This is a genomic window from Bradyrhizobium iriomotense (assembly GCF_030160715.1).
GTDB classification, from domain to species: domain Bacteria; phylum Pseudomonadota; class Alphaproteobacteria; order Rhizobiales; family Xanthobacteraceae; genus Bradyrhizobium; species Bradyrhizobium iriomotense.
In genome coordinates, this window is record NZ_BSOW01000009.1 from 214204 (window position 1) to 227453 (window position 13250).

At 64.0% G+C, this 13250-nt stretch carries 10 protein-coding genes; 7 read left to right on the forward strand and 3 right to left on the reverse strand.

What is annotated here, in order from left to right:
• Positions 1–38: 38 nt before the first annotated feature.
• A complete protein-coding gene (locus tag QQL28_RS15245) occupies positions 39–1043 on the forward strand; it encodes a ribonuclease Z (RefSeq protein WP_284266569.1) in 1005 nt (334 codons plus the stop codon).
• A 19-nt stretch (positions 1044–1062) separates the two neighbouring features.
• Here the strand turns inward: QQL28_RS15245 and QQL28_RS15250 are convergent, their stop codons facing one another.
• The gene (locus QQL28_RS15250) at positions 1063–2163 is read right to left on the reverse strand and encodes an NAD(P)/FAD-dependent oxidoreductase (RefSeq protein WP_284266572.1); all 1101 of its coding nucleotides are present in this window, start codon (positions 2161–2163) and stop codon (positions 1063–1065) included.
• 133 nt (positions 2164–2296) lie between these two features.
• Between QQL28_RS15250 and QQL28_RS15255 the strand changes: the two genes are divergently transcribed.
• Complete coding sequence (locus QQL28_RS15255) at positions 2297–3283, forward strand: hypothetical protein (RefSeq protein ID WP_284266574.1); 987 nt, start codon at positions 2297–2299, stop codon at positions 3281–3283.
• A 103-nt stretch (positions 3284–3386) separates the two neighbouring features.
• On the opposite strand, the gene QQL28_RS15260 is transcribed toward QQL28_RS15255, so the two are convergent.
• Complete coding sequence (locus QQL28_RS15260; RefSeq protein WP_284266576.1) at positions 3387–4622, reverse strand: SMP-30/gluconolactonase/LRE family protein; 1236 nt, start codon at positions 4620–4622, stop codon at positions 3387–3389.
• Positions 4623–5111: 489 nt separating this feature from the next.
• On the opposite strand from QQL28_RS15260, the gene QQL28_RS15265 reads away from it, so the two are divergent.
• The 5 genes from QQL28_RS15265 (at position 5112) to QQL28_RS15285 (ending at position 12263) form a co-directional block, all read left to right on the forward strand.
• Entirely contained in the window at positions 5112–6077 is a 966-nt protein-coding gene (locus tag QQL28_RS15265) for an ABC transporter substrate-binding protein (protein WP_284266578.1), read from the forward strand.
• A gap of 7 nt (positions 6078–6084) precedes the next feature.
• The gene (locus QQL28_RS15270; RefSeq protein WP_284266579.1) at positions 6085–7890 is read left to right on the forward strand and encodes an adenylate/guanylate cyclase domain-containing protein; all 1806 of its coding nucleotides are present in this window, start codon (positions 6085–6087) and stop codon (positions 7888–7890) included.
• Positions 7891–8014: 124 nt separating this feature from the next.
• The gene (locus QQL28_RS15275; RefSeq protein WP_284266582.1) at positions 8015–9040 is read left to right on the forward strand and encodes an aldo/keto reductase; all 1026 of its coding nucleotides are present in this window, start codon (positions 8015–8017) and stop codon (positions 9038–9040) included.
• Between the two features lie 182 nt (positions 9041–9222).
• Positions 9223–10209, forward strand: coding sequence for a TRAP transporter substrate-binding protein (locus tag QQL28_RS15280; protein WP_284266584.1), 987 nt, complete (start codon positions 9223–9225; stop codon positions 10207–10209).
• A 17-nt stretch (positions 10210–10226) separates the two neighbouring features.
• Positions 10227–12263 carry a methyl-accepting chemotaxis protein gene (locus tag QQL28_RS15285; protein WP_284266586.1) on the forward strand — a complete coding sequence of 679 codons (2037 nt, stop codon included), beginning with the start codon at positions 10227–10229 and terminating at the stop codon, positions 12261–12263.
• Between the two features lie 48 nt (positions 12264–12311).
• Here QQL28_RS15285 and QQL28_RS15290 read toward each other — a convergent pair whose 3' ends face one another.
• A complete protein-coding gene (locus tag QQL28_RS15290) occupies positions 12312–13172 on the reverse strand; it encodes a carbohydrate ABC transporter permease (RefSeq protein ID WP_284266681.1) in 861 nt (286 codons plus the stop codon).
• Positions 13173–13250 lie beyond the last annotated feature (78 nt).

Below are 13250 nucleotides of genomic sequence, written 5' to 3' on the forward strand. Positions count from 1 at the left end.
GTCGGGATAACGTCGCGCTGCGGAGGAAGGTCCTATTGATGGCTCAACTCGTTCAATGCCGCCTCGTCAACGAGCCGTTCGCCGATCCCGGACTGCTGGCTGATTTCAGGTTCGGACGGCGCGCCATGTTGTTCGACCTTGGCGATCTGTCTTCCCTGGCCAATCGGGAATTGCTGCGCGTCAGCAACGTCTTCGTCAGCCACCGTCACATGGATCACTTTGCCGGCTTCGATCAGTTGCTGCGGGTCAGGCATCATCAGCCGGGCCGTTTACGCGTGATCGGGCCGCCCGGTCTCATCGCGGGCATCGCCGGCAAGCTGGCGTCCTATAGCTGGAATCTGCTCAACGAGGAGTCTCCGGACTTCGCGATCGCCGCCGCTGAATTCCGTGATGGCCGGCTCGGCGAGTGGACCGGCTTCTCCGCGAGACGGCAGTTTCATAGCTCGCCGATCGAAGAGCCACTCGTTGCACCGGGGCTGGTGTTTGCGGATGGCGATCTCCGGATCGAGGCTGCGACCCTCGATCACGGGATTCCCTGCCTTGGATTTGCGTTGCAGGAGACCCAGCGAGTCAACGTCTGGACAGCCGGTCTCGCGCAGCTCGGCCTTGAGGTGGGCCCGTGGCTCAATGCGGCCAAGCGCGCGGTACGGATGGGCGCACACGAGGGCACGTTGATCGAGATCGACGGCGGCCGGGCGGTCCCGCTTGGAGAATTGACCCGGCGCGCACTCAAGGTCGCGCCCGGACAGCGCGTCGCCTACGTGACCGACGTCGTCTTCACCTCTGACAACGCGGAGAAGATCGTCGCGCTCGCACGCGGCGCCGATCATCTCTTCATCGAAGCGGCGTTTGCTGGGGACGATGCGCAACTTGCATCCGAGCGCCGTCATCTGACGGCCGCGCAGGCCGGATATCTCGCGCGCGAAGCGGGCGTGAAGCGGATGACCACGTTTCACTATTCTCCGCGTTATCTGGAGACGCCGGACCGGCTGCGAGATGAGGCGGAGGCCGCGTTTGCCGGCCAATCTGCGCAGCCGGCCTGAGCGGCGTCGGGGCTCAGGATCAACGCGCTTGCAGCAACGACGGATCGAGCGGCCGAAGCCGGGCAGGATCGAACGGCGTCAGATCGACGCTGCTTGCTGCGCCTTCAGTGACCAGTTCCGCCAGTGCTTCGCCGGTCGCGGGCGCATTGAGGATGCCCCAGACATTGTGCCCGGTCGCAACGTAAAGGCCTTCGCTGTTCGGTACTCTGCCGATTAGCGGCAAGCCGTCTTGCGTGACCGGACGGAAGCAGGCCTGCCGCGCGATGATCCTGTCGGCGCGGAATGCTGGCGACAGCCTCTCGGAAACTGCCTGAAGGCGCGCGATTGCGTCCTGCTCGGGCACCACAGCGGCCGGGTCCAGCGGCAGCGGAGCGATGTCCGAGAACGCCGTGATGTGCGTGCTGCCGTCCGCTCGCGGGAAGACCTCGATCGAAACCGTCTCGCCGCCACTCTCATGCTCCAGGAACAACGCATCGGCCGGAACGTCCGTGCCCGTGTCGTACACGATGCTCGGGCTTCGCTGGCCGTATACGGCAGGCAGCGTCATCCATTGGGCCGCGAGCAGCGACCATGGCCCCATGGCGATGACGACGGCATCCGCCTCGATGACGCTGCCCTCGATCTCGACACCCGTCACGGTCATTCCATCGGCATCGCGCACGATGCCGGTGACACGTCCCTGGCGCAGCCTGGTGCCTTGCGCGAGCGCCGCGTTCATCATGGCCGAGGTGAATTTGCGCGGATGAACGATGGCCGTCGTATCCGTCGTGCCGAGCCGGTGCGCGATGACGACGCCGTTGGACAGCCAGCCGAGCGCGGAGGGCGCGTCGCGCTGCGCGTCATCGCCGGCAACGTAGCCGCCATAGGCGGTCATGCGGCGGTAGGCCCAATCGCCGGCGACCTCGTGAGGCAGTTGCGCGTGAAGGGTAAAGCTGCGCCGCGCCAGCGCATCGAGCGGCGTCCCGGCGCACCAGTCGCGTGCAAGGAAACCGCCGGCCTTGCCGGATGCGGCCGCGGCTATTTCGCTCCGTTCGACGACGGTGACGTCGATATCGCCGCGGCTGAGAAAATAAGCGGTGCAGGCGCCGATCACACCGCCGCCGCAAACGATAACGCGCATGGTCTCTCTCCCTTGGATAGATCCCCAGGCATCGACAAGGCCGGAGAAGTTCCCTCTGAAGGGTCAGCGGTACTTCCGTAGTTCTCCGGACGTGAACATAGTTCCGCCTCCTCAGCCGCGTTAAAAGTGCGCAGTGCTGAGCAGCTGGCAGAAAAAAATCATTGACGTGCAGCTGCTGCCAATCCGTGGAAAGCCTCGCAGGCTCGAGAGCCAATGCGTGCCGTTGAGTGTCAGCTCGCCGCAGGGCGGATCGCATTTTAATACGGAGCACCGGATGAGTGTTACGCTGGACGACAGGCTCGCGGAAGGGCTCGCAAGCTTGGAGGAGCAGCTGTCAAACCTTGAACGCGAAGCGGGAGTTAGTCCTTCGGCCCGGCCGGCCAGCATGAAGTGGTTTCCAATCACCCAGGCAATGCTCGAGGTGGATTGGCGCTATGTGGCTTTGGTCGGGTCTTTGTTGGCGGCATCCATTGGCGTGGCCGGCTTGTCGTGGTCGTCCTCCGTTGATCCGGCAATGAAGACTCCCCCAGACCCAGCGCTCCTGACACGCGGGGCGCCGGACGCGGTCGCGCCTGCTGCCGTTGCCCTGCGTTCCGAGTCGTCGCAGCAGCTCCAGCCGATGGCGCGCGATCTCGCGGCCTTGAGCCAAACGGTCGAACAGCTCAAGGCGAGGCAAGAACAATTGATCCGCGACAATGACGATCTGGCGAGCCAACTCAAGGCGAGTCGAGACGAAGCGACAAGCAACAAAAGTATCATCGATCAGATCAACGCCAACCAGATCCAGATGGCGCGCGAAAGCGCGACGCTTACCGAGCGGCTCAACGCAAGTCAGGAACAACTCGACCGCGTCATCGCCAAAGCTTCAGAGCCCAAAGCTTCAGAGCCCAAGGCTTCAGAGCCCAAGGCTTTAGAGCCCAAGCCTTCGGAGCGAGAGGCGATGTCCGAAGCGCCACCAAAGGTGAGTCCCGAGGAGCCAAAGGTGATGCCCAACATACCGCTGCCACGTCCGCGGCAGGCGGCCAATGTCGCCCAGATGCAAAAGCCGGCGCGAACCCCGGAGCGGTCGCAAGCCAAGAAGCCGCAATCGGTATTGGCATGGCCGTGGTCATCGCGCTAAGCCGCGCGGACCGAGTAAGCTGATTTGTGATTGCACGTCTCGCCAAACAATTCGGCGCCGGCGGGGCACGCCGGCGCCTCGTCGTGATCCGACTCGCGCCGTTTCAGCCCGGCCCTGCGCCCTGTGTCGCGGTGTACACGGCATAGAGCGACTGGCTCGCGGCCATGAACAGGCGGTTGCGCTTGGGGCCGCCGAAGCAGACGTTGCCGCAGACTTCCGGCAGGCGGATGCGGCCGAGCAGCTTGCCCTCCGGCGACCACACCGTCACGCCGCTATAGCCGACGGCGCGCCCGGCATTGCTGGAGGACCAGACATTGCCGTTGACGTCGCAGCGCACACCATCAGGACCGCACTTCACCCCGTCGATCATGCAATCGGTGAAGAGCTTCTGGTTGGAAAGCTTGTTGTCGCTGCCGACGTCGAACACGTGGATGTCGCCCTTGCCGCCCGCGCCGGTATCGCCCGGTCCCTTGCCGGTCGAGACGACGTAGAGCTTCTTGAAGTCTTGCGAGAAGCAGAGACCGTTGGGATCGGGCACCTGATCCTCGGTGACCACGAGGTCGACGCGGCCGGATGGATCGATGCGATAGCAATTGGTCGGCAACTCGCGCTTGCCCGGTACGAAGCCGGCCGGCTGGCCGATCCGCGGATTGAGCTTGCCGCCGGCATTGCTCGGGCCGCCCGGGCCATCGGGCTCGCCCTCATAGAGCTGGCCGCCATAGGGCGGGTCGGTGAACCAGTAGCTGCCGTCGGGATGCGCGACGACGTCGTTCGGCGAGTTCAGCTTCTTGCCCTGATAGGAGTCGGCGAGCACCGTGGCGGTGCCGTCGTGCTCGTAGCGCGTGACACGGCGGGTGAGATGCTCGCAGGAGAGCTGTCGGCCCTGGAAGTCGAAGGAGTTGCCGTTGGAGTTGTTGGACGGCATGCGGAACACGCTGACGCGGCCGTCGTCCTCGGTCCAGCGCATCTGCCTGTTGTTGGGAATGTCGCTCCACAGGAGATAGCGGCCCTGTCCGCTCCACGCCGGGCCCTCGGCCCACAACAGTCCGGTGTGAAGCCGCTTGATCGCGGTGTTGGGCTGCGCGAGATTTTCGAACGACGGATCGACCGCGATGATGTCCGGGTCCCAGAAATAGGTAGTCGGTGCGCCGTTCGGGCCGAAGTCGCGCGGCGGCGTCGTGATCGTGGTCGGCGGCGCCGCCGGCGCATTCTGCGCCAGCGCGGCACCGGCGCCAGCCATTGTGGCGCCTGCAGCGATCGCAAGGCCGTGGACGAGTGATCGTCGTGAAAGCGTGGTGTCCGGATCGCGTTGTTCGGAATCGCACTGTTGGCGTGTCATCGCTTCCTCCCGGTGGGGTTCGCCGGCCGGTTGATCCCGGCCGAGCAACTTCAGGTTAGTCCGGTCCGCGGCCCGTTTCGAGAGCGACCGCCCCTTCAGCACGCGGAAAAAAAGCGTGCAGCGCAGGACGATATGATTTGGTCCAACAAATTCCGGTCACAAAGCTCTCGCGGCCGGATCATCCGCCGTGGTGCGATCGGCAGGAAGTTCCCGCATTCGGTAAGTGTCATTGACGTGTTGTCGTGGCGGTCTCAAGAAAAAAACAAGCTGGTCTAAAGCAAATATCTGATCGGGTTGCCGTCTTTTGGCGCTGTTCCGCCGACCAATGATGGAGGCAGCTCCTTCGACAGGCTCGGTATCGAACGAGCGAAAGAACCAAGATCAAGCCTCGTATCGAGCCGCCAATGAGAACTCGGCGGGCCTCGGTGGTCCAAGGCGGCGACAGAATGGGCCTGTTCTGTGCAGCTTGGTCATCACGATGGTGCTCATATGAGACGACGGGATTTCTTACGCTTTGTCGCCGGCGCCACGGCTTGGCCTGCCGTTGCGCGCGCGCAAGAAGCACGAAAGGTCTATCATATCCATTGGTTGTCCACGGGCTCCGAACCGGATCCGTTCCTGGACGGATTCCGCGAGGGGCTGAGCGCGCTGGGATATGTCGAGGGCAAGAATGTCGCTCTCGAGAAACATTATGGAAATCCGGCGGCATTGCGCTCGGTCATCTCTGAATTGAGACGCGGGGACGTAGACCTTGCTGTGTCCAGCGGTCCCGCGACGCGCGCAATGAAGACGGTCAAGGACATCCCCGTCCTGTTTGCCTTGAGCGGGGACCCCGTCGCGTTGGGCGTGGTCAAGAGCCTCGCACAACCCGGCACTAATTTCACCGGCAGTACGTTTCTTTCACTCGAATTGGCGGGCAAGCGCGTCGAATTGCTCAAGGACATCTATCCAGGGCTGCGTAAGCTCGCAGTGCTCTCGAACACCGACCATCCCGGGGAACCGTCGGAATGGCGCGCCACGCTGCAGACGTGCACCGGACTCGGCATCAAGCCCACCTATATTCCTTTCGCCGGTGCAGGCGAGCTGGACAATGCGCTCGAAGAGGCGAGCGGTGAGGACGCCGATGCCATGCTCGTTTTTCCTGATGTCGTGACGATGGTCGACCGGGCGAAACTCGCGGAGTTCGCGCTGGCGCACCAGCTGCCTTTGATGTTCGGCTGGTCCGAGTATTGCGAAGCCGGTGGTCTCCTGAGCTACGGCGCCAATCAGCGTGCGACCTACCGTTGGCTGGCGAGTTATGCCGACCGGATCCTGCGCGGCGAGGATCCTGCCGTTCTTCCCGTGATGCGGCCGGAAAAATTCGAACTGGTGATTAATCTCAAGACAGCTCGGCTCCTGGGCATTGAGTTGGATACGTCCGCCATACTGTTTCGCGCCAACAAGGTCATCGCCTAAGATCGAGATGTCGAAAGGGTCTGCGCAAAAATCCTGGCCTGGCTACCGTGGGAGAACGAACCCGCGTCGCTCCCTCTTTTACAAGTACTTCGTCACCCTGTTCGTCGCAGCTGTCGTGCCCCTCATCCTGGGCGCGGCGATCGAAGCATCGTTCGGCTATCGCGACCAGCGCCGCCACATCAGCGAGGTTCTCCAGGCCGAGGCTCGCGGGGCCGCGGGCAGAATAGAGGCCTTCACGGATGAAATACGCGACCAGCTGGGCTGGGTCGTGCAGTTTCCCTGGGTGCAGGGAGATGATGACCTGCACCGGGTCGACGCGTTACGCCTGTTGCAGCAGGTCCCGGCAATCGTCTCCGTTTCGCTGCTTGACGAAACAGGAACCGAGCGCGTCTTCGTGTCCAGGCTGCGTCTGAACAGGACGGGCCGGGGCGTCGATATGTCTGCGGATCCCGCGGTCATCGGCGCGCGCGCCAATAAGGTCTGGTACGGTCCGGTACAGTATCAGCACGAGTCCGAGCCCTATATGAGGATCGCGGTTGCCGGAAATCTTCCGTCGGCTGGAGTTGCCGTTGCCGAGGTGAATCTGAAGCTGATCTGGGATGTCATTGCCGCGATCAGAATCGGCAACACCGGCCACGCCATCGTGGTCGACGATTACGGTCGCCTGATCGCCCATCCCGACATCAGCCTGGTCCTGCGCGGACGTAGCGGCTCCGAGGACTTCGGTCGGATCAAGCATCTCTTGGGCACCACGAGTGGGCGCGCGGTCCTGACCGGAGACAGGGGCAGTCCGGTGGTTGCGCTGTCGGTGCACGTTGCCGATGTCGGCTGGACGGTGATTGCGATGCAGCCCGTCCTGGAGGCGTTCGCATCGATCCGCGCCGCGTTGTGGCGGTCGGCGTTTCTTATCGCTCTCGGCGTGCTGACCGCGCTCGCGCTGGCCTATTGGCGGGCGAACCGAATGTCCGGCCCGATCAAGCAGTTGGAGGAGGGAGTTGAGAGGATCGGTACCGGACATTTCGACCATCGCATCAAGATCTCCAGTCGCGACGAATTGGAGCAGCTGGCCGTCCGATTCAACGAGATGGCTTCGGAGCTGGCGATCTCGCATCAGAAAACTGTCCGCATCGACCGATTGAAACAATTCCTCGCGCCGCAAGTCGCAGAACTCGTCGAGCATTCCGACGAGCTGCTCGAGGGGCAGCGCCGGGAAGTCGTCGCGGTGTTCGGTGATTTGCGTGGCTTCACCGCCTTCTCGGCACGCGCCGAGCCGGACGCCATCATGGCAGTCCTGCGGGAGTACTACGCAGCGGTCGGGGCCGTCACGACCCGCTATGAGGCGACGCTGATCCGCTTTGCCGGCGACGGAGTGATGCTGCTCGTCAACGCGCCCGTTGCCTGCGACGACCCGGCGAACCACGCTGTTCGGCTCGCGATCGACCTGCAGGTCGCTGTGCAGTCGGTTGCCGGAAAGTGGTGCGCCGCCGGCCACGCCATCGGTTTCGGTGTGGGTATCGCGATGGGAATGGCAACGGTCGGTACCGTCGGCTATGAAGGTCGGCTCGACTACACCGCTTTGGGCAACGTCGTTAACCTGGCGTCCCGGCTGTGCGGCCTCGCAAAGGATGGGCAAATCCTGACCGATCCGGTCGTCGCCGAGGGAGTGAGAGACACCATTCCCCTTGCTTCGGTCGGAAAGCAGATCATCAAGGGATACGATCAACCCTTGGAGATCTTTGCTGTCGCACAAACTGATACGCCTCCGAGGCGTCCGGATTCCGGGCCACGCCCGATGGTGTTCGAAGCCTTGTGAGGCCTGGCCTCCGCAGCATGGCGACGCAGGCTTGCCCGTTGACACGCGGCGGCAAAGACCTACGCTGCGCGCGATCTAAAACGAGACCGGCGGGCAAGCCGCGCAGAGAAGAGCAGCATTCATCATGACTTCACAATCACAACTGCCGCGCCGCACACTTGGCCGGACCGGGCTTCAGGCCTCGGTCCTCGGCTTCGGGACCGCCCCGCTCGGCGACCTTTTCCTCAGGCTTGACGACCAGACGGCGATCGCCGCCGCGGAGCGGGCGTTCGAGCTTGGCGTCAATCTGCTCGACACCTCCCCGCTCTATGGCTACGGCCTGTCGGAGCACCGCTGCGGCACCGCGCTGCGGCGCGTGGCCCGCGAGGATGTCGTCCTCTGCACCAAGGTCGGCCGCTGGATGGACGCGTTTCACGCCCCGGAGAACCGGTCGGGCTTTGTCGGCGGCCAGCCGCACAAGGCCGTGGTCGACTATTCCTATGACGGCACGATGCGCTCGGTGGAGCAGTCGCTGCTGCGGCTCGGCACCGACCGGATCGACCTATTGCTGATCCACGATGTCGACGTCTGGACGCACGGTGCTGCCGCGATCGAAGACCGGTTTCGCGAGGCGATGTCCGGCGCCTATGTGGCGCTCGACAAGCTCCGCTCGGAGGGCGTGGTCGCAGGCATCGGGATCGGCGTGAACGAGGCCGACATGTGCGTGCGCTTTGCCAAAGCCGGCACGTTCGACGTCATGCTGCTGGCCGGGCGCTATTCGCTGCTGGAGCAGCCGGCGTTGAAGGAATTCTTGCCGCTGGCGGTGCAGCAGGGCATTGCCGTGCTGCTCGGCGGCGTCTTCAATTCGGGCATTCTCGCCACAGGTGCGGTCAAGGGCGCCAAATACAATTATCAGGACGCGCCGCCGGAGATTTTGGCGAAGGTCGCCGAGATCCAGCGCGTCTGCGAGGCCCATCGCGTCGCGCTGCCGACGGCCGCCGTGCACTTCGCGCTCGGCCATCAGGCGGTGGCGAGCGTGGTGCTGGGGGCGCATAGTCCGGAGGAGGTCGAGCGCAACGTGGCCGCGCTCACCACCAAGGTGCCGGGCGCACTCTGGGCCGACCTGAAAGCCGCGCGCCTGCTCGACGCGGATGCGCCGGTGCCCGGGTGAGTTCGACGATGGCAAGGGTGGAGGTCAGATCGAGCCTCAGCGAGGCGAAACCGTCTGCAACTTGCCTGAACTCCAAATCCCTTCGCCGGCGGGATCGGGTCGAATGATCGCCGGGGTTCCCTTTAAGAAATCAATCATCACTCGCCACTATGGTTACGACTATCTTCACGCCATGGTGTTGAATGCGCAGTCAAGTCCTGGGATTTTGCAAGGCCGGATCGATCGTCGCGGCCTTATCGCTGCAGGTCCTGCATCCGGTTGCCGCCTCACCTCGATTGGTCTCTCTGGCCTTCAATTCCCAGTTGGGGAGCCCGCAGCAAATCGGGGCCGATGAGCTTCGTTCGAGGCTGACGGCGGCTGCTGGCAAGCGCATCGTGCTGGACGAGCGCGCCACCAACGCACTCGGTAGCGAGAACACCATTCTCGCGGCGGCACAGACGGGCTCCGTCGATATGGCGGTGCTGTCGGGTTCAGTGGTCAGTGCGGTTGTCCCCGAACTTGGTGTGTTCGACATTCCCTTCCTGTTTCGCGACACGGCTCACGCCAAGGCCGTGGCTCAAGGTCCGGTCGGCGCGGCGATCGCCGCTAAATTCGCCGACAAGGGCCTGACGCTGCTGGCGATCGGCCGCCAGGGCTTCCGAAACGTCACGAACTCCAAACGGCCGATTCGCTCGCCCGACGATATCAAGGGCCTGAAGATTCGTGTCATCCCCAACCCGATCTACCAGATGACGTTCAAGGCGCTCGGCGCCGAAGTGGTCCCGCTGGAATTTCCGCTGGTCTATACCGCGCTGAAGGATGGCCGGATTGACGGGCAGGAAAACCCGGTGCCGACCATTGCGGGCTCGCGCCTCTATGAAGTGCAGAAGTACCTGACATTGACCGGTCACTTCTTCGCGCCGGTCGCCTTCATCGCAAACCGCGCCATGTTTGAGCAGCTCTCCCCGGCCGATCAGGCCGTGCTGATGGCGGCCGCAAAGGCCGGTGCGGAGGCGACCTGGCAGGCTCAGCTCGATGCCGCCTCGCTCGAACAGGTGCGCAGCGGCGGCATGGATGTGATCGAGAAGTTCGATCGCCAACCCTTCGTCGATGCCGTCAAATCGCTCGATCCGGAATTCGAGAAGCGGTTCGGCAAGGATCTGCTCGCCGCCATCCGGTCCACTCCCTGATGCATTTCGGAACTCCCATGAAATTGTCGTACATGATGTCCTGGGTCGGCGTCCGCCCGCGTGTGTTTGGTGGCTTCGCGCTGGTCCTGAGCTTCCTGGTCCTGCTCGCGGGATTCGCCACGATCCAGGTCGAGCGGATCGGCGGAACGGTCAATGAGCTGGTCACCAGCGCCGCCGGCGATGCCGGCATGTCGCAGGTGCGCGCCGCGCTGTTGAGCGCGAACTCCGCGGTCGAGAAATTCATCCGGACCTGGAACGTCGGTGACAAAGACGCCGCGGCCAAGGCGATCGACGGCGTCGGCAAGCTGGCCGATCAGGTCGATCAGCAGTTCGGCAAGTTGCCGGCGATCGCGGACGGCATCGGCCCGGTCAAGAGCGCGCTGGAAACCTATCGTTCGTCGTTCATCGCCGCGGCCGATGCTGCGGATCGGCTGCGCGCGGCCACTACGAAAACCGACGTCCAGGGCGCAATCGCAGGACTGAATGTCGGCGGCATTCAGGTCGCTCTTGCCAACCGCTCCGATGATGCGGAACGGCTGGTCAATCCGATGCGCCTGGCTAGTGTCGTCGACGCGCTTCGCATCACCGTGATGCGCTACGGCGCCACCCTGTCGACGAGCGACGCCGACGATGCCAAGCAGGCATTGTCCTACGTCCAGCTGGCGATCGCGGACACCGAGGCCGAAATCGCGGGCGCGGGCGACGCCAAATTGAAGGCGCTGGTCGCGGCGCTCAAGACCGCGATCGCAGCCGACGCGGCCGCGCTCGAGGAGGTCATCAAGATCGCCGGCGACCTGCGCACGCGGCAAGCCGAATTGAAGAAGGCAAGTGCCGAGATCGACGACCAGGTCAATAAGATCAATGCGAAGCTCGGAACCGTGCGCGCCGAGCAGGGTGACAGGACCGCCGCCGCGGTCGATCAAACCAGGCAGACCGTCATCGCGACTGCCGCCGGTGCGCTGCTGCTGGGCGCCGTCCTGGCATGGCTGATCGGCGCCAGTGTGTCCGGCCCGATTCGCGGCATGACCGACCGGATGCAGTCACTGGCGGCAGGTGAACTCGATGAACCGATCCCGGGCGGCGAATCCCGCGATGAAATCGGCCGCATGGCACGTGCCGTCGAGGTGTTCCGCGAAAATGCGCTGGCTGTTCGCCGCATGGAACGCGAGGCTGCTTCGCAGCGCGAGGCGACCGAGGCCGATCGCGCCCGCATGATGTCGGACCTCGCCGGCCGGTTCGAGCAGGGCATGCAGGGCGTCATTTCCGGTGTTGGCGGCCGTGCCGACGACATGGGCCGGAGCGCCTCGGAGTTGGCAAGAGTCGCTGAGCGCGGTCGTGGGCTCGCCGAAGCTGTTGCGACTCGCGCTGAGCAGGCGTCGATGAACGTGCAGACCGTCGCCGCCGCCACCCAACAACTCGCAGCCTCGATCCGTGAGATCTCGAGCCAAGTGCAACGCTCGGTCGCGATATCAAACCGGGCGACCGGCGAGACCAACCGGACGTCGGATTTGATCAATGGACTGTCGGACGCGGCTGAAAAGATCGGCAACATCATTCACTTGATTCAGGCCATCGCCAGCCAGACCAACCTGCTGGCGCTGAACGCGACCATCGAAGCGGCGCGGGCCGGTGACGCTGGCAAGGGTTTTGCAATCGTCGCGAGCGAGGTGAAGAATCTCGCTACCCAGACGGCGCAGGCGACCGAGCAGATCGCCAGCCAAATCGCGACGATCCAGAACGCGACCGGCCAATCGGTCCATGCGATCACGCAGTTCGGCGCCACCGTCAGGGAAATGGCTGACATCGCCACCGCGATCGCCGCGGCGGTCGAGGAGCAGGGCGCTGCAACGAGTGAAATCGCGCGCAACGTCGAACAGGCGGCCAATGGCACCACGGCCGTGACTCAGGAAATCGGTCAGGTGCGCGCAGTCGCGGGCGAGACTGATGCCGGCGCCGAAGCTGCCCTTTCGGCGGCGGCGGCGCTGAAGCAGCAGGCGGATCTGATGAAGTCGAATGTTGACGACTTCCTCCAAACGGTCCGCTCCGCGGCCTAGAGCATGGATGCGGATGCGCCCGTGCCCGCCTGAGCAGGGCGATCGCTGTTATTTTCCGGCGCCCGTCGTCAGGCCGCTGACGATGTAGCGCTCGAGGAAGATGCCGACCACGACGAGCGGCGCGATCGCCGCCGTCGACAGCGCCGCCATCGACCACCAGTTGATGCCCTGCGAGCCGGTCTGGCTCGCCACCATCACCGGCAGCGTCTTGGCGTCGGTGCTGGTGAGGAGGGCGGCAAAGAAATATTCGTTCCAGCACAGCACCAGCGAGAGGATGAACGCAGCGACCATGCCGGGCACTGCGAGCGGCAGGATGATGCGCAGGAACGCGCCCCAGGTCGACAGGCCGTCCACGAAGGCGGCCTCATCGAGCTCGATCGGAATCGCGTTGAACTGGTCGCGCATGATCCAGATGACGATCGGCAGCACCGTCAGCGTGTAGAGCAGGATCAGGCCAAACGTCGTGTCGAGCAGCGCCAGGGCCTTGTAGAGCACGAGGAACGGCAGCGCGAGCACAACCGGCGGCAGGATCAGCTGCGACATGAAGAAGAACAGGATGTCGTCATTGCGCATCCAGGCGAATTTGTAGCGGAAGCGGCTCAAGCCGTAGGCGGCGAGCGATCCGAGGACGAGCGCGAGCAGCGATGCGCCGACCGACGTGATAATGCTGTTGACGAAGCGGTTCATGAATTCGGAACGCGCCGTCGAGGTCCCGAACAGCGTATCGGGCGACAGGCCGAGCGAGCGCCAGCCCTTCCAGTCCGGCTGGAAATCGACCCAGGGGATCAGGTGCGCCTGCGTCACATCGACCGCCGATTTGAACGAGGTCGTGACGGTCCAGTAGATCGGGAACAGGCAGATGAAGGTCCAGAGCAGCAATGCGGCGTAGATCAGCGCGCGGCCCAGCATCCGCCTGGCGCGCGGCGCTGCAGGCCGTTTTCGGATCGGGTTCGATGCCACCGTCGAGATAACCAAGCGCTCAAACTC

Coding starts and splice junctions, on each gene's coding strand:
- QQL28_RS15245 (WP_284266569.1), top strand. CDS start 39: ATGGCTCAACTCGTTCAATGCCGCCTCGTCAACGAGCCGTTCGCCGAT.
- QQL28_RS15250 (WP_284266572.1), bottom strand. CDS start 2,163: ATGCGCGTTATCGTTTGCGGCGGCGGTGTGATCGGCGCCTGCACCGCT.
- QQL28_RS15260 (WP_284266576.1), bottom strand. CDS start 4,622: ATGACACGCCAACAGTGCGATTCCGAACAACGCGATCCGGACACCACG.
- QQL28_RS15265 (WP_284266578.1), top strand. CDS start 5,112: ATGAGACGACGGGATTTCTTACGCTTTGTCGCCGGCGCCACGGCTTGG.
- QQL28_RS15270 (WP_284266579.1), top strand. CDS start 6,085: ATGTCGAAAGGGTCTGCGCAAAAATCCTGGCCTGGCTACCGTGGGAGA.
- QQL28_RS15275 (WP_284266582.1), top strand. CDS start 8,015: ATGACTTCACAATCACAACTGCCGCGCCGCACACTTGGCCGGACCGGG.
- QQL28_RS15280 (WP_284266584.1), top strand. CDS start 9,223: ATGCGCAGTCAAGTCCTGGGATTTTGCAAGGCCGGATCGATCGTCGCG.
- QQL28_RS15285 (WP_284266586.1), top strand. CDS start 10,227: ATGAAATTGTCGTACATGATGTCCTGGGTCGGCGTCCGCCCGCGTGTG.
- QQL28_RS15290 (WP_284266681.1), bottom strand. CDS start 13,172: ATGCTGGGCCGCGCGCTGATCTACGCCGCATTGCTGCTCTGGACCTTC.